This is a genomic window from Streptomyces sp. NPDC104581, from assembly GCF_055583685.1.
The window spans coordinates 1-20,440 of the sequence record NZ_JBVJNN010000012.1 but is presented as its reverse complement, the minus strand read 5'-3'; the positions used below and the strand labels follow the sequence as shown (position 1 = coordinate 20,440).

The following is a 20,440-nucleotide window of genomic DNA, read 5'->3' as shown; positions in this document are numbered from 1 at the left end:
GGGGGTAGTGTGGCGGCCTGTCCCTCTTCCCTCCCTCTTTTTCCCCCCACGGAGGAAGGACGCGGCGCCTTTGTGGTTTTTTCCCCCCCCCCCCCCCCCCCGCCCCCCCCCACCCCGAGGCGACCGCCGCCACCGGCTCAGACGCCGAGGGCTCCGCCTCGCACGCATCCGGCCAGTTGACGCCCTCGCGCGGCGACAGAAACACGAAGCACCCCGAGGGAAGGCCGGCTTCCAACCGGATGGTGCGCGGCCCGGGGCTGCCGGAAGCCCCAGTCCGCACCGGTCATCGGTACGCACGCCGAACCGCCGGAAGATCGGCAGTACCCCGTGACGGACCCCTCGCCTGCCCGCGATGCCGGCACGGGCCCGGACCTCGGCGATTCCGGCCAGGGCCGGCCGGTCACCGCGGAACAGCCGTCGGCCCGTCCGGTTACTCGGCCTCTTCGTAGACGACCCAGACCTGACCCCGGTCGAAGGCCATCGGCTCCCCGTCGGCCCGGGTGAAGGTCGTGCCCGCCTCCGCGGTGGGCCGCTCCCAGGTGGTCTCGTACGCCCGGCCGTCGCGCAGCACGGTTGCCGAGCCGGTGCCGACCGTCTCCTCGTACGGGGTCTCACCGCCGGAGTCCGGCGGCATCGCGACCTTCTGGACCACGATGGTCTTTCCGCCGAGGCGGTCGCCGTCGCTGCTCATCGCGGGGGCACCGTCGAAGGAGGCGAGCCAGCGGTCCTCCTGCGCCGACCAGTTGAAGGAGGTCGTGGCGGCGCCGTAGCTCACGGAGCGCTCCGTGGTCGCCGTGCCGCCCGCGGGCGCCTCGTCCCCGAAGCGGAAGCCGATGTCGTCGCTCGCGCTGGCCTCAGGAGCCTCTCCGAGGATCTTGTCCGGGTACCCGTAGAGGTTGTGGGGAGCCTCGTGGTCGGTACCCCGGAAGTAGTCGTCGGGGAAGTCCTCGTGGGACACGCCGTAGAGCGTGGACGCGTTGATCATGTCCACCACGTCGGCCCGTGCGCCGGAGTACGCGAGCGCGGGCCGGTCGAACATACGGAGCTGCTCGATGTTGTACTCACGGGCGCTGCGGACGGGTCCCACAGCGGCGGGCTGCTTGCTGGCGTAGAGGCCGAGCAGCCGGCTCAGGCCGCCCTCCACCTTCTCGACGAAGACGATGTCCGCGTCCTCCAGAGCGGTCTGCGGCCGGGCGCCCTGGTGGTTGTCGATCTTGACGGCGAGTACGGGGGCCGGCTCGGCGGGCAGCCCGGTGAAGGGCGAGACGGCTTCCGCCGGCGCGGAGCCCCCTGGCGGGGCGCTCTCTCCCGCCCAGGAGGTCGCTGCCGTTCCTGTGGCCAGAGCGCCCACCACGGCCAGGCAGGCCAGCAGACGCGGGGTCAGCCGCGCACCTCGGGTGGTACCGGTGGGGGGTGGTGAGGCGGTGTTGCCGAGCATGAACGGCCTTCCGTCGTGGGGGAGTCGGATGGACAGCCACCTCATCCCCCTCGGGGCGCCGCCGTCAATACCGTTGTACGACGCGGCGCCAGTCGCGGCCTGCCCCCGCGATTGATCCCAGGGATCCTGTGCATCGGGCGCCGCGGGCCGCGGGCTAGGCTCGGGGCGGATCACCGCCACCGAACAGGGAGCCGCGGAATGAGCGGGACGGTATCGGCCGTCAGCAGCAACAGCGAGTACTCGTTCACCAAGCCCAACCGGGGCAGCATCGTCTTGCTCGCCGGGCTCGGCGTGGAGGGAGACGTACACGCCGGCGTCACGGTCAAGCACCGCTCACGTGTCGCGCAGGACCCCAGCCTGCCGAACCTGCGCCAGGTCCATCTCATTCACGAGGAACTCTTCACCGAAGTCGGTGAAGAGGGATTCGACGTAGCGCCCGGCGAGCTCGGCGAAAACATCACCACCAGCGGCATCGACCTGCTCGGCCTGCCCGTCGGGGCACTGCTGCGCATCGGCGACGAGGCGATCGTGGAGGTCACAGGTCTGCGCAATCCCTGCCTCCAGATCGACAACTTCCAGGACGGACTGCTGAAGAAGGTCGTCGGTCGTGACGAGGACGGGAACATTGTGCGCAAGGCGGGAATCATGAGCGTCGTCCGGGTGGGCGGCCCGGTGCGTCCCGGCGACACCATCACGGTGGAGTTCCCGGCGGAGCCCCATCGCCCCCTCGACCGGGTCTGACCCTTCCAGCGAGCAGTTCGTGATGTGTCGAAGGGCTCGCGCCGTACCGGAGAGCACGCTGCGAGCCCGGACGCGACGATCGCCTGGCGGTGCCCGGAACCGCGAGGCTGGAGCTCGCCCGAGGCGCGAAGGTCGTGGACTGCGCGGTTGCGGCCGCCAGTCCGAGCGCGGTCGGCCAGTGGCGCAGGACAGCATGGGCACCGGTCGGGCCGGCGCCATCATTCAGAGGATGTTCGGTAGTCGTGCCGAGGACAGTGCCCTCCGCCCGCCGACGTCGTCGAGCCCGATCCGATCGGTGTCGGGAATCCGGGGCCGAACCCCTCCACGGTCTTCCGGTCGCTGGCGTAGACCTCGACGTCGATGAAGACTCCCGGCCCGCGGCCGACGGCTTCGGAGGCTGATGGCTGCGTGCCACCCGGTGAGCCCTCGGCTGCCGCTCCGGCTGCCCCGGCTCGTAGCAGTCACATGCCGATTTCTGTTCCGAAGCGGTCGCTGCCGAATGATCAGAAGCTTCGATTGGACAAGAACAGGCAATATCTATCATCAGTGAATAGATCCCAGTCGCTGTGACTAAATACTTGGTACGGCCGACGGAGAATCCGATCAACTCCCCCCACTCATGGTTCCTCTGATCCCGAGCGCAAGCACAAGGGTGGGGCATGGCAGCTACTCATTCCGTTCCTCTCTACGTGGGTCGGATTCTCTCTCCTTCCGGAGTTCCGCAGGGCACCTGTTTTCAGGTGGCCCCCGAATATCTGGTGACCGCCTGGCACGTCGTACAGGCCACGCTGGCGCTGGGGGACGACGAAGTACTGAGGGTCGACCGCCTGAGCGACCCCGGTTCCGGGCGGATCACGGCCCGGGTCGTGACCGACGACCGGCGGGCGGATCTGGCACTGCTCAAGGCCGATGCCTCCTTCCCCGAGAGCGCCCGGCTTCTGCGCCGCGCCCAAACGGTCGGACCCTCGGTGCCCGTGACAGTGGTGGGGCATGCTCTGATCCACGAGGCGGGTGACCAGCCACCTGTCGTATGGGTGGAGGCACTCGGCGAATGGCAGGGCGAGGTCCGCCGCGCCGACGACGTCGTCCTGGGGCGTTTCTACTCGCGGGACGTGCTGCCCGGCATGAGCGGGGCGCCGGTCCGGCAACGGAACGACGACAGCGTGGTCGGTGTCGTCTCCGCGCGCTACAACACTTCCGACGGCTGGCTCGCCAACAGCGTGTGGGCGGCGCGAGTCGATGAGTTGCGCTCGCTCTGCGAGGGGCACGTCGACCTCGGCGGGAGCCGATGGATCGGCTTCGCCGCCGCAGGTGCCGCGACGGTGGCCGGCGAGCGCCTGATGCGCAAGCCCGGCACCGGCCCGGGCAGCGAGATCCCTGTGGAGACGGTCCGGTCACCGGACCGGGACATCACTGAGGCTGTACCTCCGCAAGTGCCCTCGGGTGGGGCCGTGGACACACCGTCCGGTGCGGGAGGAGTGGTGTCGGACGCGATAACGGATGAGACGGAGAGTGTGCTCCAGCGAGCTGCTCGCTGGTTCTTCGATTACTACCTGTAGGCGGGGTTTCGACGCCTTGCCGGACGTACGGCTGCTGAGGTCCGGCAACTGACGAGTGGAAGGCCGATCAAGTGGAGAGAAGCCCGCACGACAGCGACTACGGGCACTGGTTGATGAGCGTTTCGCGGCTCAACACCCATCCCCTGAACGTCCCGGCTGTTCTTGACGACGGCACTCCGGACGCGATCACGATCGAGTCAGGTGATGCCTACATACACCACGAGACCGGTGTGATCCTGGCGTTCGTCCTCTCCGACAGCCAGGGCGTGCGGTATCTGTTCGCGCTCGACCACGCCGACCGCAGTGAGGAGCCGTTCCGGGAGGTGGTCCACGTTCTCAGGGACTCGTGGTTCTTCCGGAGTCTGGCGAAGGCCACTCCGGTCGGGAGGGTGGTCCGGATCGGCGGATTCCTGCTCAGGCATTTCTGGAAGTGGCACAAGGAGCCCGCCGGGACCGGCTACTACCAGCAACCGGACGGCAAACTCATTTTCGCCGGGACCTATCAGCTGGCGCCGCACTGACTCCGGGCGTTCTCATGAATCACACCGGTACCGTTCACCGCTTCCGGCTCGGCGGTAATCCGGCTCGACAGGGAATTTCTCGTTCCGGTACGGAAAGGGTAACCAGCCCGTGAATTATCAGAAGGACGTAGTTCCCACCACCATCGGCGGTCAGGACGTCTACATCGCCGTTCAGCGCCTCCCCGGATCCGAGCCCACCTCGTCGTCCCTGCGCAGGGTCGCCGGACAGAAGGCGGCCGAGGCGCTGGACCATGTCCAGGAGACGATCCACTCGGTGGCCGAGCGATTCAGCCACACCGTCAGTGAGCTGGCGACGCAGGCCCTCGCTCCCGAGTCCGTCTCCGTCGAGTTCGGCATCACGATCGCCAGCGAGGGAAACATCGTCGTGTTCAGCGGATCGGCCGAGGCGTCGATCGCGGTCACGCTGACCTACCCGGTCCCGGCCCGCCCTCAGGCGCAATGAGGCGATGAACCGCGCTCCGCGCCCGGCGGCGGGCCGGCGGGGCGGCGTGGTCCCGTCACGGTGTCCGCGGTGGTTCTGGGGCGGGTTGAGGCGGTCGGGACGGTCGGGGTGCCGGGCCGGGTGCCCCTGCGCGCAGTCCGTCCATGACGATGTCCAGGAGGCGGGTGGTTCTCGGCTGCCAGTCCTCGTGCGGATCGATCTGCCAGAGCCCGGCGATGGCCAGGAAGAAGTCGTCCGGGGTCACTCCTGGGCGGATGGTGCCGGCCTCCTCGTTGGCGTGGAGCAGGGTTCCGGCGGCGTCCATCACCGGGGTGGGACCCGGTCTGGCGGGCCCGCCCGGCGCGCTGGTGACCAGTCGGATCGCGTCCGCGAGACCGGCCTTGGTCATGGCGAACCCCGCGAGGCGGTTCATCCACTCACGCAGGGCCTGTTCGGGGCCGTGCGTGTGCAGCAGGTCGGCCGCCGCGTCGGCGACCTGCTGCATCTCGTAGCGGTAGAGCTCCAGGACCAGGGCCTCGCGATGGGGAAAGTTGCGGTAGAACGTGCCCTGGCCGACACCGGCCTTCTTGGCGATCGTGCTCAGGGGGACGTCCGCTTGCCGTGTCAGTTCGGCCATGGCGACCCGCAGGATGCGTTCGCGGTTGCGCTGGGCGTCCGAACGCAGGGGGGTGTCCTTCTCCGAGTGGGGCACACGTCCTCCTTACGGGTTCGTGGCCGAATCCCGTCCTTGTTAACCGGACAGCTGTCCGTTACGTTGAGTGTGAGTGGACAGCAGTCCGGTTAGGTCTCACCTTAGCGCCGGCCGTCGCCTGGCCCCAGCCTTCTGACGAGCCTTCACCTCATGCCCCCACCCTCGGCTCGCCGTTGCTGCCGGCGGTTGCTATCCCGCTACCACCGCACCCGACCGCTGACCACGGCCCGATTCCTGTCAACAGACACAGAGAAGGCTGATCATGGCCCCAGCTCCCCCGTCGACGTCCAGTGCGATCATCCTCGACATCAACGGCGAGAAGCACCATCTGTCCGTCGACCACCGCACCACCCTGCTCGACGCCCTGCGTGAGCGGCTCGATCTCATCGGTACCAAGAAGGGGTGCGACCAGGGCCAGTGCGGCGCCTGCACCGTCCTGGTCGACGGGCGCCGTGTCCTGTCCTGTCTGAGCCTCGCCGTCGCGGCCGAGGGGCGCGAGATCACCACCGTCGAAGGTCTCGCCGACGAGGGCGAGCTGCACCCCGTCCAGCAGGCTTTTCTCGAACTCGACGGCTACCAGTGCGGCTACTGCACCCCGGGACAGATCTGCTCGGCCATCGCCGTCATCGAGGAGCACGCGGCCGGCTGGCCGAGCGCGGCCACCGAGGACGTGAGCCCCGAGGCGGGTCCGCCACCCCTGACCCCGGCCGAGATCCGTGAGCGGATGAGCGGGAATCTGTGCCGCTGCGGCGCCTACGTCTCGATCGTCCGGGCCGTCACCCGTGCGGCCCGGACGCTTGAAGAGGAGCGGACGGCCGCCGCGAAGGGGAGTGTCGTATGAGGGAGTTCGCCTATCAGCGCGCTATTGACGTCGCCGGCGCGGTGGCGTTGCGTGCCGCCGCGCCGAACGCGCGGTTCCTCGGCGGCGGGACCAATCTCGTCGATCTGATGAAGACCGGTGTCGAACGTCCCGCCGGGCTGGTCGATATCCGACCACTGCCTCTCGACGGTATTGAGCGCACCGCGGACGGTGGCCTGCGTATCGGGGCGACGGTGACGAACAGTGATCTCGCCGCTCATCCCGACGTCCGGCGCGGTTACCCGGCGTTGACTCAGGCCGTTCTGGCCGGTGCCTCCGGGCAGCTTCGTAACATGGCCACCGTCGGTGGCAACCTGCTCCAGCGCACCCGCTGCGGCTACTTCGCCGACGTGAGCAAACCCTGCAACAAGCGTGTCCCGGGCAGCGGTTGTCCCGCCATCAGCGGCGAGCACCACAATCACGCCGTCCTCGGCGCCACCGACCACTGTGTGGCGGTCCACCCCTCCGACATGGGCGTGGCACTGACCGCGTTCGACGCCGTGGTCTCCTACGAGACCCCCGACGGGCCGGGCGAGTTGCCGTTCACCGACTTCTACCTTCCCGTCGGTGACACCCCTCACCGGGAGACCGCGTTGCCTCCGGGCGCGCTGGTCACCCATGTCAGCCTGCCGCCGGCTCCGGTCGCCGCCCGCTCCCGTTACCGAAAGGTCCGCGAACGTGCCTCGTACGCGTTCGCCATCGGTTCGGTCGCCGCCGCGCTCGGCATCGAGGACGGCCGCGTCCGTGAAGCGCGTCTGGCCTTCGGGGCCGTCGCGTCCCGGCCCTGGCGCGCCCGCGCGGCCGAAGCGGTCCTGACCGGGGCCCCCGCCGGCCGCGAGACCTTTGCCGCCGCCGCGGACGCCGAACTCGCGGCCGCCAGCCCACTGCCCGACAACGGATACAAGGTGACCCTCATACGCAACCTCGTGATCTCCGTGCTGACCGAACTCGCCGAGAGGGACCTCCGATGACGCTCACCACGCCAGGAGCCGCGGCGTTGCGAGGGGCCGTCGGTGTCGCGCACACCCGGATCGAGGGCCGCGCCAAGGTCACCGGCACGGCCCGCTTCGCGGGAGAGATCCCCTTCGCCGACCTGGCCCACGGCTGGCTGGTCCTGTCCACCATCACCCGCGGCCGGATACGTTCGGTCGAGACCGCCCCGGTCCTGGGCATGCCGGGCGTTCTCACCGTCCTGCATCATGGCAACGCCCCCCGTCTGAACACCGATTACGTCGGCCTGCTCGGAGTCCCCCCGGACCCGACCGCCGCCGTCTTCCAGGGGCCCGGGGTGCCGCACGCCGGCTGGCCGGTCGCGCTGGTCGTCGCCACGACACCCGAGGAGGCCAGGGAGGCCGCCGAGGCCCTGGTCGTCACCTACGACGAAGAGCCGCACGACACCGAGCTCCTCGCGGGCCACCCCGGCGCCTACCCCGCCCAGGGACATGTGCCGGCGGAGACGCAGAAGGGCGATCTGGCGGCCGGACTCGCCGCGTCCGCGGTCGTGGTGGACGCCCGGTACACCACACCCGAAGAACAGCACAGCATGATCGAGCCGCACGCCGCGACGGCGCGGTGGGACGGTGGGCGGCTGGAGGTCGTGGATTCCAATCAGGGCGCCACGTGGATCCAGGGCGAGCTCGCCAACATGTTCTCGCTCGACGAGTCCTCGGTGCGGGTGCGCTCCGAGCACATCGGCGGCGGTTTCGGCAGCAAGGGCCTGCGCGCCCATCAGGTGTCGGCGGTGATGGCCGCGACCGCCCTGCAACGCCCCGTACGGGTCGTCATGACCAGGCGTCAGATGTTCTCGCTGGCCGGTTACCGCAGCCCCACCACGCAGCGGGTCAGGCTCGGCGCCGGCCTCGACGGGCGGCTCCGCGCCCTGGAACACCACTCGCTGAACCAGACGTCGACGGTGTACGAGTTCGTCGAGCCCGGTGCGGGTGTGGCCCGGGTGATGTACGACGCCGCTGCCCATCGCACGGCCAATCATGTCGTACGGCTCGATGTGCCGTCCCCGACCTGGATGCGCGCACCGGGTGAGGCCCCGGGGTCGTTCGCGATCGAGGCGGCTCTCGACGAACTCGCGCAACGGTGCGGTGTCGATCCGGTCGAGCTGCGCCTGCGCAACGAGCCGGAGACCGGTCCCGTCTCCGGTCTCCCGTTCAGCAGCCACAACCTGGCGGCCTGTTTCCGGGAGGGTGCCCGCAGATTCGGCTGGGCGGACCGTGACCCGCGTCCCGGCGTGCGCCGGGACGGGCGCTGGCTCCTTGGCACCGGTACGGCGGCGGCCTCGTTCGGTGCCGGGGCGGCGCCTTCCACGGCTTCGGTGACGGCAGAGGCGGACGGTTCGTTCACCGTACGGATCGCGGCCGCCGACATCGGTACCGGTGCCCGTACCGCCCTCACCCTGATCGCTGCCGACGCGCTGGACACCGTGCCCGAACGGGTCCGTGTCCGTATCGGGGACAGTGATTTCGGCCCGGCGATGATCGCCGGGGGTTCGATGGGGACCCGCTCGTGGGCCTGGGCGGTCACGGCCGCGGCGGCCGGGCTGCGGGAGCGGCTGGTCTCGGCCCCGGTCATCCCTCCGCAGGGGGTGAGCGTCCGGTCCGACACCACCGAGGCCGTCCGCGCCCTCGCGCAGAAGGAACGGCACTCCTTCGGCGCCCAGTTCGCCGAGGTCGCCGTGGATGTCACCACGGGAGAGATCCGGGTACGCCGCATGCTGGGCATCTTCGCCGCCGGCCGGATCGTCAATCCGCTCACCGCCCGGAGCCAGCTCGTCGGCGGCATGACCTGGGGCATCTCCATGGCGCTGCACGAGGAGGCGGTACGGGACCGGAACACCGGCCGCCACTACGCCCCCGACCTGGCCGGCTATCACGTGGCGACGCACGCCGATGTCCCGGACATCGAGGCGGACTGGGTGGAGGACCACGACCCGGACGACCCGGTCGGTATCAAGGGCGTCGGCGAGATCGGCATCGTGGGCGCGGCGGCGGCGGTCACCAACGCGGTCTGGCACGCCACCGGCGTCCGTCACCGCGACCTGCCGATCCGCCCGGACCGTGTCCTCACGGCGGCCACGTACGGCCCGGCCGGGGCGCTGCCGCAGGACGCGGGAGCCGCGGATGCTTGACATCGCCGGCGAGCTGCACCGCTGGATGCAGGAGGGCCGGGAGTTCGCCGTCGCCACCGTTGTCTCCGTCGGCGGCAGCGCGCCGCGCGGGCCCGGAGCCGCCCTCGCCGTCGACACCCTCGGTACGGCGATCGGCTCGGTGTCGGGCGGCTGCGTGGAGGGTGCGGTCTACGAACTGTGCGAGCGGGCCCTCCAGGACGGCCGGGCCGTACGTGAACGGTTCGGCTACAGCGACGAGGACGCCTTCGCGGTCGGACTGACCTGCGGCGGGACCATCGACGTGATGGTCACACCGGTCCACGCCCAGTCGCCGGAGCGGACGGTGCTGCGGGCCGCGCTGTCCGCGGCGAGCGCCGGCGAGGCGGCGGCCCTGGCCCGGGTGGTGAGCGGCCCGGCCGAACTCCTCGGCCGGGCCCTCCTGGTCCGCGCGGACGGCACCGGTCAGGGCTCGCTCGGAGGCCACCGGGAACTGGACCGCACCACCACGGCCGAGGCCCGGGCCCTGCTGGACGCCGGCCGTACCGACACCGTCGGGCTCCGCGAGGACGGCGCGCACTGCCCGGGCGGACTCACCCTGCTCGTCGAGACCAGCACACCACCGCCCCGCATGATCGTTTTCGGCGCGGTCGACTTCACCGCGGCACTGGTGCGGGCGGGCAAGCTCCTGGGCCATCACGTGACCGTGTGCGACGCACGGCCCGTCTTCGCCACCCAAGCCCGCTTCCCCGGGGCGGACGAGGTCGTCGTCGACTGGCCCCACCGTTATCTGCGGCGTACCCCGACCGACACGCGCACGGTTCTGTGCGTCCTCACCCACGAGGCCAGATTCGACGTGCCGCTGCTCACGGAAGCCCTGCGGATGCCGGTCGCGTTCGTCGGTGCGATGGGCTCACGCCGTACCCACGAGGACCGGACACGGCGTCTGCGGGAGGCGGGGCTGAGTGAGGGCGAGCTGAGCCGTCTGCGTTCGCCCATCGGTCTGGACCTCGGGGCCCGTACGCCCGAGGAGACCGCTCTGTCCATCGCGGCCGAGGTCGTCGCGGCCCGGCGCGGCGGCACGGGTCTGCCGCTGACGGGAGGGATTGAGCCCATCCACCGGGACCTGTCGGGGGCGAGAGCCTGACCGGGCGCTGGAAGGTCGCACGCCGGGAAGGGGCTTGCGCCGCCGCTGTCGGTCCCGGCTGTTCCCGCCCGGCGGAAGCCTGATTTCGGCTGACTCCTCGGCGGCGGCGGGGCCGGGCGGGGTGAATGTGCCCGGCCGCGCTGTTGCCCGCAGTTCGGTTGTGTCCATCGCATGCCGATCGCGGACCGTTGCTCGATGCGCTCCGGTGACAGCGAAGCGGCTCTGCCGCGCTGATTGCCGGCCCATGCCCCGAGGACGTACTTCGCCGCTGATACGGCATCGACCCTGCCGCCCCCTTCCGAGGGCGCGCGGCGCCGCCCGTACCAGCCCCGTCGGGCGGCGCCGAAGGCCCGGACGGCGCGCCCCGGGTCCAATTGAGCTTCTCGTAGCCCCGGTCAGCAGGCGTCCGGGCGGCCGGCCGGGGTAGACGGCTGACCGGCCCGCTCATCGGCGCGGCCGAACTCAGGAGAGGACACGATCAGCGTGAGCGACGCCGAGCACCGTAAGCAGACCCCCGACGGAGCGGCCGAACTCCTGGTTCGCTGCCTGGAGAACGAGGGCGTCGAGGTGGTGTTCGGCGTACCCGGCGAGGAGAACATCCGTTTCACCAACGCCCTCGCCCGCTCGGAGAAGATCCGCTACGTCCTCACCCGGCACGAGCAGGCCGCGTCCTTCATGGCGGAGATGCACGGCCGGCTCACCGGCTCGGCGGGGGTGATGTCCGCGACGCTGGGGCCCGGCGCGATCAACCTGATGCTGGGCGTCGCCGACGCCATGACGAACAGCACGCCCGTTGTCGCGATCACCGCGCAGGTCGGCAAGGAGCGCAACTACAAGGAGTCCCACCAGTTCGTGGACCTGGTGAGCATGTTCGCCCCGGTCACGAAGTGGTCGGCGGAGGTCCCGGCCACCCGGGCCATCCCCGAGATGGTGCGGCGCGCGTTCAAGACCGCGGAGTCCGAGCGGCCCGGCGCCGTCTACCTCGCCGTGCCCGAGGACGTCGACGAGGCGACGGACGGCTCGGACCTGCGCCCGCTGCGCAGGAACGTCGTGCAGCCCGAGGCACCGTCCCCGAAGCAGATCAAGCGGGCGGTGGAGCTGCTGCGGGAGGCCCGCCGGCCGGTGATCCTCGCCGGACACGGCGCGGCGCGCGCCGGCGCCGAGGAGTCGCTGGCGGCGTTCGCCACCGCACTCGACGTGTCGACGGCGACCACCTTCCACGGCAAGGGCGTCCTGCCCGACGACCACCCGTGCGCGACCGGCACGTTCGGCTTCATGCGTCGCGACTACACCAACTTCGGGTTCGAGGAGGCCGACGTCGTCATCGCCGTCGGCTACGAGCTGCAGGAGTTCGACCCGTCCCGGATAAACCCGGACGGTGACAAGAAGATCGTCCACATCAGCCGCGTCCCGGCGGAGGTGGACGACAGCTACTCGGTCGACGTCGGCATCATCGGCGACATCTCCGCCTCCCTCGACGCCCTCGTGACCGAACTCGACGGCCTGCGCTGGACCATCGACGACGAGGACACCGCCGCCACCCGCACGCTGCTGGCCAAGGAACTTGAGCAGGGCGCCGCGGACGATCGCTACCCGCTCGCCCCGCAGCGCGTCATCGCCGACACCCGCGCCGCGCTCGGTCGCGACGACATCGTGCTGGTCGACACCGGCGCGCTGAAGATGTGGATGGCCCGGCTCTACCCGACGTACGCGCCGAATACCTGCCTCATCTCCAACGGCTTGTCCACCATGGGCTTCTCGCTTCCCGGCGCGCTCGCGGTTCAGCTCGCCAGGCCGCGGACGAAGGTGCTGGCGGCGGTCGGCGACGGCTCGTTCCTCATGCACTCCCAGGAGATCGAGACGGCGGTTCGCGAGAACATCCCGCTGACCGTGCTGATCTGGGAGGACAACGGCTACGGGCTCATCAAGTGGAAGATGGACCTGGAGGTCGGGGAACACTCCAACACCGACTTCGGCAACCCGGACATCGTCCAGTACGCCCGCAGCTTCGGCGCGAAGGGCTACCACATCGAGTCCGCTGGGGACCTGCTGCCGACGCTCCGTGAGGCACTGGCGGACCCGGGCGTGTCGATCATCAACTGCCCGGTGGACTACGCCGAGAACATGAACCTCATCGAGCACCTCGGGCACCTCGACTCGGCGCTCTGACCCGCCCGCGGCGCGGCCCGACCCCCGTACGGGCCCGCGCCGCGGCCCTCCCGCAGGGACGGTGCCCTCTGGTCTGCGGCATCGCGTGGCATTTCCCCGGCGCGGGGTAGACGGCCACCGTAGGGTCCGGCCGGTCTAGGAGAGGAACTTTTGTCATGCGTGCTCGGAGTATAGGTGCGGCAGCCGCCACGGGGTTGGCGCTGGTGGCCGTCCGCGACCTCGTGCAGAAGAAGCACGCGCTGCTGAGGAACTTCCCCCTGGTGGGACACGCCAGGTATGTGCTGGAGACGATCGGCCCTGAACTGCGGCAGTACATCGTGACGTCCAACGACGAGGAGCGCCCCTTCAGCCGTGACCAGCGCAGCTGGATCTACGCGTCGGCGAAGGGGGAGAACAACTACTTCGGGTTCGGCACCGACAACGACATCGAGCACGAGCAGGGTCACGCATACGTGAAGCAGCGCACGTTCGCCGGTGCGCTGCCCGACCTGAGCGACCCGCAGGCGGCGTTGCCCTCGGCCAAGGTGCTCGGCGGACCGCGCGGCCGCGCGAAGGCGTTCCGCCCGGCGAGCGTCATCAACATCTCGGCGATGAGCTTCGGCTCGCTGTCCGGCGCGGCCGTCACGGCGCTCAACAAGGGCGCGGCGCTGGCCGGGACGATGCAGAACACCGGCGAGGGCGGCCTGTCGCCCTACCACCTCAACGGCGGGGACCTCGTCCTCCAGATCGGTACGTCGTACTTCGGCTGCCGCAACGAGGACGGGACGTTCAACCTCGACAAGCTCAAGTCCATGGTCGCGGACGCGCCCGTCAAGGCGATCGAGATCAAGCTCTCGCAGGGCGCGAAGCCGGGGCTCGGCGGCATGCTGCCGGGCGCAAAGGTGACCGACGAGATTGCCAGGATCCGCGACATTCCCGCAGGCGAGGACTGCGCTTCGCCGTCGCGGCACACCGCGTTCCACGACGTGGACTCCATGCTCGACTTCGTGGAACTGCTGGCCACGGAGACCGGATTGCCGGTCGGGATCAAGAGCGCCATCGGGGAGATGGACTTCTGGGAGGAACTCGCCACCCTGATGGAGCGGGGCGAGCGAGGGGTCGACTTCGTGACCGTCGACGGTGGCGAGGGCGGCACCGGGGCGGCTCCCCTGATCTTCACCGACTCGGTGTCCCTGCCTTTCCGCATCGGCTTCTCCCGCGTCTACGGCGTGTTCGCCGAGCGGGGCCTGACCGACGACATCACCTTCATCGGCTCCGGCAAGCTCGGTCTGCCCGAGAGCGCCGTCGTCGCGTTCGCCCTCGGCGTCGACCTGATCAACGTGGGCCGTGAGGCGATGCTGTCCATCGGCTGCATCCAGGCCCAGAAGTGCCACACCGGCAAGTGCCCCACCGGCATCGCCACCCAGGACCCGTGGCTGGCGCGCGGCATCGACGCGCCCTCGAAGGGCGTCCGGGCCGCGATGTACCTGCGCACCCTGCGCAGGGATTTGCTGAAGGTCTCGGGCGCCGTCGGTGTCCTCCACCCGTCGCTCATCACCCCCACCGACATAGACATCCTGAACGGCGACTACGACGCCCGGAGCCTGGGGAGTGTGTACGGCTACAAGGACGGCTGGGGCTCGCTCGGCCCGGAGCTCGCCCATGAGATCGCCGAACTGCTCACCACCTGAGCCGGCTACTCGGCCACCTGTCTTCAACCGTCTCTTCAACCGTCATGCCCTGCGCAGCACGCCCACCGAGTGGACGCCGGTGCGCATCGCGGTGCGCACCGGACGGACTCGGTGCGCACCGCGTGCGCGAGCACCAGGTGCTCATCGCGCATCGCCTCCAGGGTGTCGGCGGTGTCCGGGTGCTCGGGGTCCGGGATCACGTTCACCGTGACCGGATGATGCTGCGGGCGATGCCCGGCGCCGCCGTGACGGGGTAGTCCGGCGCCCAGTCCCGTAGCGCGCACACGACCTCGTCCGGCGCGAAGGAGCTGCGGACAGCAGCTTCTCCCGGCGGTCCGGTGGGTGGCCGGCGACGATCGGCGCTCGGATGCCGTCTAGTGTGCGCGGCGGTGTGTGGTGAGGGCCTGGAGGCGCCGGAAGGAAGCGTGCAGAGTGTGGGTGCTGGTCAGCAGGATGCCGACGCCATCGATCTGGGGGAACACGTGCTTGAGGGTGACCTCGATCGCTGTGGCGTCGGCGCGGGTGGCGTCGACTACGGGGGTGAACGCTGCCGACGCTCGGTCCAGTGCGCGTTCGCGTGCAATCGTTCCGTCGGGGTCCAGCCCTCGTTCGCTCGTGAAGCCACTGTGCCTTGTACCGCTGTGTGCTGCCGAGCCGATTTCCGAGACGGTGGCGCAGTTCCCTCATCGACCCGGCACTCTCGGACGCCACACCAAACTAGGTCCCCGATCTGCTCAGAACCGAGGATCGAATACAGCTTCTGAGCTGGGCAAGACCCTCACCAAGGATCGGAACGAGGCTCCTACTCGAAAAAGTGGCGGTTGGCTCGGCTCCAGTCGGCTCGTTGGGCCAGGTCGTCGAGGTAGCCGTCGGCGACCCAGCGGACTTGCGGCTGAAGCCCCCGCGAGGCCAGCGCGCGGACCTGCTCGATTGCGGCCTTCTGGAGGTCGATGACCGCGTTGACCAGGCCGTCGGTTGAGGTCAAGCCGTAGGCACCGGCGAACAGCTCCAAGCGGTGGCGTCGGTCAGGTGGCTCGGGGTACCGCAGCCAGCGGAGGCACTCGGCGTCGTCCCGGAACGGGGCGACGTACTCCAGCGCGTAGGCGATGTCGTGCAGCCGGTCTGCCGGCCGGGCATAGTCCCAGTCCAGGATGCCGACGGGGGTCTTCTGTGCCCAGACGATGTTCCACGGGCCGAAGTCACCGTGACAGACCACCTCGCCGTCGCCCGGCCCGCTCTCGCCGGTGCACCAGCTCAGCCCTTCAGGCAAACGAAAGCCTGCGACCGCGTCGTGATACTCCCTCAAGAAGCGGGCGAAGGTGACCAGGCCGGTGTCGTCGACCACCTTGGCCCAGCCCTGCGGCCCTGACTCACCATCGAGATAGGTGAGGACCTCACGTCCTTCCTCATCGGTCCCGAGCACCCGTGGCGAGTAGGGGAAGCCGACACCTTCCAGATGCCGGAGCAACTGGTGAACCGCCGGGGTCCACGGATGCACGGGCCGCCGGACCGTGTCGCCGATGCGTACCACCCTGCGATCAGGATCGTCCTGCAACACACGTTCGTCAGTCACCACGTGGGCAGAATCCCACATTGGTTCAGAAACAGGCACTCACAGTGTCTGCATCGTGTACAGGCGAATCACCCGCAGGAGCTCTCACGGAAACGGGCAACCCGACTCTCGCGAAGCGCAACGGGACTGATCGAAACGCTGGTGACGGTCACCACCGCCACCGGGAGATCCCAAATCTGCTGAGCCGCACCTATCCTCCCACCGCCGTCACGAGCCCGTCAGCCCGCCCGACCAGCGGAGCGAGCACACGAGAAACCTCAGTTCACCTCGGCGGATCCTCGCCCGCAAGGCCGTCGACGGATTCGCGAATCAGGTCGGCGTGACCGACGTGGCGGGCGTACTCCTCAATGAGGTCCAGGAGAATGCGGCGGAGGTTGGGGTGTTCGCCGCTGTGGGTTACATAGGCACCGAACTGGTCCAGGCCGCCCGCGCTGAGTGCCTTGTCAACGATGGCACGGGAACGGGCGACTGATTCCTGCCAGAGAGTGAGCAGTTGCTCGGGAGTGTCCTTGGCAGCAGAGTGGTAGTCCCAGTCTGGGAAGCCGCCCCAGTCGACGGTATTCCAGGGGGCGCCAACGGCAGCACCGAGCCACAGCCGTGCAAAGTGGCTGTCTTCTACGTGCGCCAGGTGCTTGAGCAGGCCGCCCAGCGTAATGGTGGATGCGCCGACTGTGGCTTGCATGCCAGCTGCGTCCAAGCCGGAACACTTCCAGGCAAGCGTTGCCCGCTGGCGTTCGAGGGCACCGATGACGGCTGCCGCCTCAGTACCGGCGAGTGGAGGTTCGGGCCACGCTTCCGCAGTGATCTCAGTCATGGCCGCAGACCTTAGCGAACGGTTCCGACAGTTTGGCCTTGCGGAGTCCACCCTGGCCAAGTCCGCGAACTGCAACGAACCGATCTCTCGAAAACACAAGATCCGCCGACCACGCTCCAGCTAGGCCCTGTTCGAATTCTGAGCTGGGTGAACGTTCGCTAGGGATTGGAAGTAGGCACTCATGTCCAGCGCATGCCGATCTGGGAGAGCTGTTCTGCCCGTTCGGGGGACAGCGCCGCGGCGCGGGTGCGTTGGTTGTTGATCCATGCTCCGAGGCGGATCTCCTGCTCTTCTTGGTTCTGGCCGATGGCGATCCGTTCGATCCGTTCGATGTGTTTTCTCGGTACCCGAAGGTGTCCTTCGCGTTGGTAGTACTGGCGGGCGGCGGCGAGGTTCGCGGCCCATTTGTCGGCTTGCGTGGGGCGCGGGGGCGGTTTTTCGTCTTGGGTGGCGGGTGTGATGCCGAGGATGTGTTGGCACATCCACTGCTGCACGGTGGTGAGTTTGTCCCAGCCGTGCCGTACGGACCGTACCCATCGTCCGAGGTCTTCGCCCTGGCGCACGACATCGCCGGGCCCCATCGGCAGTTCGCCGTCGGCCTCCAAGTGGAGGCGGACGAGGTGGAAGTTGCGTTGCCATTCCACGGGCCAGGGTGGGCACCATGACGGGTCGATCTCTTCGAGCTGTTCGCGCCGTGATTCGGGCATGGTCCACACTGTGGACTCCAGGGGCAGGCCCTCGGCGTGTCGTTTCTGGTTCTCGGTGGCGTTCCGGGCGGCGGCGCGTGCGTTCTTGAGCCAGATGCCTACCTTCGCGCCTTGGTGGGTGGCGTTCAGCGGTGCGAGGAGGTGTCCGTGTTCGGCTGCCCACCCGCGGGCGGCGGACAGGCCTTCCTCCCACGCGACGTCGAGATGGCTCCAGACCATTCCGAGCTTCTGCAGCTGCTCGATGCGGCCCTTGTCCATGTTTCCGCGGGTGTGGAAGCGCCGGTTGTCGGCGATCCACTGCCCGAGGGGGAAGTTGGCGAGCGAGGGCGGCCACTTCCCGGCGTTTGCCTCCTGGTTGTCGACGGCGGTGGGTACGTGGTAGGTGAACGGGACGCGGAGGTCGCCGTGTTCGCGGTGGTAGAGGGTGGCGGCTTCGATCCCGCGCCGCCAGTGCTCGTGTTCCGGGTTCAGGACCCGCAGGTTGATGAACGCGGCGAGCTGTGCGGGGTCGCGGGGCGTGCTGAACTTCAGCAGCTTTCGCGCGGACGACGACGGGCCGTCGGACCCGTTCCCCTCTCCCTGGCTCTCTTGGCCCTGTGCGCCCTTCTGGACGGGTGTGTAGCGACTTGGGGCCTGCTGCTCCGCCAGAGTCTCCACGACGCGTGCGTCGTGCGCCCTGAGGGCTCCCAGGAGCTTGGCCAGTCCGCTGTATGCGCGGGAGGTGAGCATGTTGTCGGTTGTTTCGCCGGGCTCGAGCAGGACCGGCACGACGAGGGACGCGGTTTTGCCCTCACTGGGCTGCATCCGCAGCGCCCGGCCGACCGCTTGGACGAGGTCGGGCATGGAGCCGCGCACGTCTGCCCAGTAGACGGAGTCGCACTCTTTGGTGTCGATGCCCTCGCCCAGGACCTTGACCGAGCTCAGGTAGCCCTTCTCCACGACCGTGCCGTCCGTCGCGATCCCGTCGGCGAACTCGCCCAGCACACGCCGCCGGTGGTTGGGCGTGTGGTCGCCGCACAGCCAGTTGGCCCAGATCCTTTCGGGGTACAGCTCTGGGTCGGCGTTGTGCAGCTGCGCGGCGATGTCGGGGAGGCCGGCCGCGAAGGCTTCGGCTTCCTTGACGACGTGGTGGAAGGTGAGCGTGCGGCGGAAGTTCTCCTCTGCGGATGCTTTCACCAGGGCGGTCTGGAGCGCGGCGAGTCGTGCTCCGCGTACCTGGTCCGAGCGTTGCTCGGTTCCCAGGAGTTGTGTGGCTTGGAGCTGGGTGTCGGCGATGTCCACGCACACCACCTGGTACGGGGCGCAGATTCCCCGGTCGATCGCCTCTGACAGCGTCAAAGTGAACGCCCTGCTGCCGAAGGGAGAGTCCGGGTCGTCTTCCATACTCGCGACCAGCTCGCTGGGCGCGCCCTGCTTCTGGTCCTCGTCCACCTGCCACAGCCGGGGTGTGGCGGTCATGTAGAGGCGCCGTAGCGACGGGATCTTCTGGTTGTCGTGCACCACCGCCCATGGCTTCCCGATCCGCCCCGATGTCCGGTGCGCCTCATCCACGACGATCAGATCCCAGCCCGTGAGGCCGGCAGCGTGCGCCCGCTCCAGCGTGCCCAGCCCGAGCGAGGCGTACGTGGCGTAGACGGTGACTTTCTCCAGTCCACGGGTCCACTCCACCAGCTCGTCCACGTCCGTGGTGTGGGGGAAGGACGCCTCATCCCCCCTCAGTGAGGACACTCCGATCATCGGGCCCCGGCGGCCGGCCTCGCGCCACGCGGTCTCGGTCTGTGCCAGGAGGTCCAGCGAGGGCACGAGGACCAGCACACGGCCCGCGTGGAGTTCTTCCGCGCTGCGGGCCGCGACCCTGGTCTTCCCAGACCCGGTTGCCATGATCACCTGCGTCCGGAGGCCCCGCTCGGGCATGCGTGATCGTGCGGGGAGTTCGAGTGCGCTCCGCACTCTGTCGACCGCTTCACGCTGATGGGGCCTCAGCTCGCTGCCTGTCACTTCCACTCCCTCGCCTCCTGGCACCCTCACGCACGAGACACACCGCATCTCGAATGCTGTGGGAAACCGTGCCGGTTACGGATGCCGGGCAGCGCGTCCCGTTCGGCTGACTGTGCTCCGGGTGGGCCGGGGTGAGACAGTGTGAGCGGTAAACGGCTCTCCGTTTCCTCATCCGGTGCCTGCCCTCTACTCCAGAGTCTATCTCACTTATGTTTTGAAGCACTCATTTCATTCGGCCCGGCCCGGCGCGGTTTCGGAGCACCCCGCGGGGGCAACCGGTCTGTCATGAAAACCAACGAGGGCACCGAAGAAGCGATAGCCACTCAGGGGGATGAGCATCACGTCCTTCTCAGTGCCGACACCAACGGTGACGGCAGGCCTGATGTGTGGATGACGGACACGACCGGCGACGGCAAGGCGGACCTCTACCAGTTCGACACCACCGGGGACGGGGAGATCGACGTGACGGTGGTGGAAGGAGCCGAGGAACCCGGTACCGACCGGCTCGTAGTCGAAGGCGACGGTGGCCACCCTCAACAGGCGTGACCCGTGTACGACCTGAGGCCGGGGGTTCGCGAAACCCCCGGCCCTGCTGCCGGGCCGTCAGGCCCCGTGCACGGCAAAGCCCGACCGACCCCCTCCTTGCTGCCGCGTTTTTGGTGGCTGGAGCGCAGCGGAAGCCACGGGCAGGCCGCAGGCCGGCCCCGGCGAAGCCGGAAAGGCAGGGGAGCGAAGCGGACCTGCCGTAAGGGCGCGAAGCGCCCGCATCTCCTTTAGGCGCGAAGCGCCCGTACTGCAAGTCCTAAGCGAAGCGCGGGACTTGACGGCCCGAAGGGCCGCCCTCCGCGAAGCGGAGGCAACCCCGTTGCGAAGCAACGGGGTTCACGGGGAAGCGAAGCGCCCCCGGCCACCGCCGAGCGAAGCGAGGCGGTTCGGTTCCACAGCGCGCAGCGCTGTGGTGACCCGCTCCGCGGG

The 20,440-nt window shown here is 69.2% G+C and carries 17 protein-coding genes; 12 read left to right on the top strand and 5 right to left on the bottom strand.

All coding sequences use genetic code 11. The features are described from left to right. Positions 1-430: 430 nt before the first annotated feature. Positions 431-1,438: a DUF3048 domain-containing protein gene (locus ACZ61E_RS12505; RefSeq protein WP_469699568.1), complete on the bottom strand. Its 1,008-nt coding sequence runs from the start codon at positions 1,436-1,438 to the stop codon at positions 431-433. 198 nt (positions 1,439-1,636) lie between these two features. Between ACZ61E_RS12505 and ACZ61E_RS12500 the strand changes: the two genes are divergently transcribed. The 4 genes from ACZ61E_RS12500 to ACZ61E_RS12485 all read left to right on the top strand — a co-directional run bounded on the left by ACZ61E_RS12500 (position 1,637) and on the right by ACZ61E_RS12485 (position 4,722). Next, positions 1,637-2,179 (top strand): MOSC domain-containing protein, encoded by a 543-nt coding sequence (locus tag ACZ61E_RS12500; protein ID WP_469699567.1) that lies wholly within the window; start codon positions 1,637-1,639, stop codon positions 2,177-2,179. A 659-nt stretch (positions 2,180-2,838) separates the two neighbouring features. After that, on the top strand, positions 2,839-3,738 hold the full coding sequence (locus ACZ61E_RS12495; protein WP_469699566.1) for a trypsin-like serine peptidase: 900 nt from the start codon (positions 2,839-2,841) through the stop codon (positions 3,736-3,738). A 71-nt stretch (positions 3,739-3,809) separates the two neighbouring features. Then, positions 3,810-4,259, top strand: a complete 450-nt coding sequence (locus tag ACZ61E_RS12490; protein ID WP_469699565.1) for a hypothetical protein — start codon at positions 3,810-3,812, stop codon at positions 4,257-4,259. A 109-nt stretch (positions 4,260-4,368) separates the two neighbouring features. Next, entirely contained in the window at positions 4,369-4,722 is a 354-nt protein-coding gene (locus ACZ61E_RS12485; protein ID WP_469699564.1) for a CU044_2847 family protein, read from the top strand. Positions 4,723-4,777: 55 nt separating this feature from the next. Here the strand turns inward: ACZ61E_RS12485 and ACZ61E_RS12480 are convergent, their stop codons facing one another. Further along, on the bottom strand, positions 4,778-5,413 hold the full coding sequence (locus ACZ61E_RS12480; RefSeq protein ID WP_469699563.1) for a TetR/AcrR family transcriptional regulator: 636 nt from the start codon (positions 5,411-5,413) through the stop codon (positions 4,778-4,780). A gap of 262 nt (positions 5,414-5,675) precedes the next feature. Between ACZ61E_RS12480 and ACZ61E_RS12475 the strand changes: the two genes are divergently transcribed. The 7 genes from ACZ61E_RS12475 to ACZ61E_RS12445 all read left to right on the top strand — a co-directional run bounded on the left by ACZ61E_RS12475 (position 5,676) and on the right by ACZ61E_RS12445 (position 14,630). Continuing rightward, complete coding sequence (locus tag ACZ61E_RS12475) at positions 5,676-6,254, top strand: (2Fe-2S)-binding protein (RefSeq protein ID WP_469699562.1); 579 nt, start codon at positions 5,676-5,678, stop codon at positions 6,252-6,254. Further along, on the top strand, positions 6,251-7,243 hold the full coding sequence (locus tag ACZ61E_RS12470; RefSeq protein ID WP_469699561.1) for an FAD binding domain-containing protein: 993 nt from the start codon (positions 6,251-6,253) through the stop codon (positions 7,241-7,243). The genes ACZ61E_RS12475 and ACZ61E_RS12470 overlap by 4 nt, the downstream gene beginning before the upstream one ends. Then, positions 7,240-9,411 (top strand): xanthine dehydrogenase family protein molybdopterin-binding subunit, encoded by a 2,172-nt coding sequence (locus ACZ61E_RS12465; protein ID WP_469699560.1) that lies wholly within the window; start codon positions 7,240-7,242, stop codon positions 9,409-9,411. Before ACZ61E_RS12470 ends, ACZ61E_RS12465 begins: the two co-directional genes overlap by 4 nt. Beyond that, positions 9,404-10,534 carry an XdhC family protein gene (locus ACZ61E_RS12460; protein ID WP_469699559.1) on the top strand — a complete coding sequence of 377 codons (1,131 nt, stop codon included), beginning with the start codon at positions 9,404-9,406 and terminating at the stop codon, positions 10,532-10,534. Before ACZ61E_RS12465 ends, ACZ61E_RS12460 begins: the two co-directional genes overlap by 8 nt. Positions 10,535-11,017: 483 nt before the next feature. Continuing rightward, positions 11,018-12,703: an acetolactate synthase large subunit gene (locus ACZ61E_RS12455; protein WP_469699557.1), complete on the top strand. Its 1,686-nt coding sequence runs from the start codon at positions 11,018-11,020 to the stop codon at positions 12,701-12,703. Between the two features lie 155 nt (positions 12,704-12,858). After that, complete coding sequence (locus ACZ61E_RS12450; RefSeq protein WP_469699556.1) at positions 12,859-14,373, top strand: FMN-binding glutamate synthase family protein; 1,515 nt, start codon at positions 12,859-12,861, stop codon at positions 14,371-14,373. 122 nt (positions 14,374-14,495) lie between these two features. Next, positions 14,496-14,630 carry a hypothetical protein gene (locus ACZ61E_RS12445; protein ID WP_469699555.1) on the top strand — a complete coding sequence of 45 codons (135 nt, stop codon included), beginning with the start codon at positions 14,496-14,498 and terminating at the stop codon, positions 14,628-14,630. A 545-nt stretch (positions 14,631-15,175) separates the two neighbouring features. Here the strand turns inward: ACZ61E_RS12445 and ACZ61E_RS12440 are convergent. The 3 genes from ACZ61E_RS12440 to ACZ61E_RS12430 all read right to left on the bottom strand — a co-directional run bounded on the left by ACZ61E_RS12440 (position 15,176) and on the right by ACZ61E_RS12430 (position 19,513). After that, positions 15,176-15,949: an aminoglycoside phosphotransferase family protein gene (locus ACZ61E_RS12440; RefSeq protein ID WP_469699554.1), complete on the bottom strand. Its 774-nt coding sequence runs from the start codon at positions 15,947-15,949 to the stop codon at positions 15,176-15,178. A gap of 259 nt (positions 15,950-16,208) precedes the next feature. Continuing rightward, positions 16,209-16,760 carry a mycothiol transferase gene (locus ACZ61E_RS12435; RefSeq protein ID WP_469699553.1) on the bottom strand — a complete coding sequence of 184 codons (552 nt, stop codon included), beginning with the start codon at positions 16,758-16,760 and terminating at the stop codon, positions 16,209-16,211. Between the two features lie 179 nt (positions 16,761-16,939). Then, entirely contained in the window at positions 16,940-19,513 is a 2,574-nt protein-coding gene (locus tag ACZ61E_RS12430; protein WP_469699552.1) for a helicase associated domain-containing protein, read from the bottom strand. Positions 19,514-19,750: 237 nt separating this feature from the next. Here ACZ61E_RS12430 and ACZ61E_RS12425 point away from each other — a divergent pair, with 237 nt between their 5' ends. Beyond that, on the top strand, positions 19,751-20,011 hold the full coding sequence (locus ACZ61E_RS12425) for a hypothetical protein (protein ID WP_469699551.1): 261 nt from the start codon (positions 19,751-19,753) through the stop codon (positions 20,009-20,011). Positions 20,012-20,440: the final 429 nt, after the last annotated feature.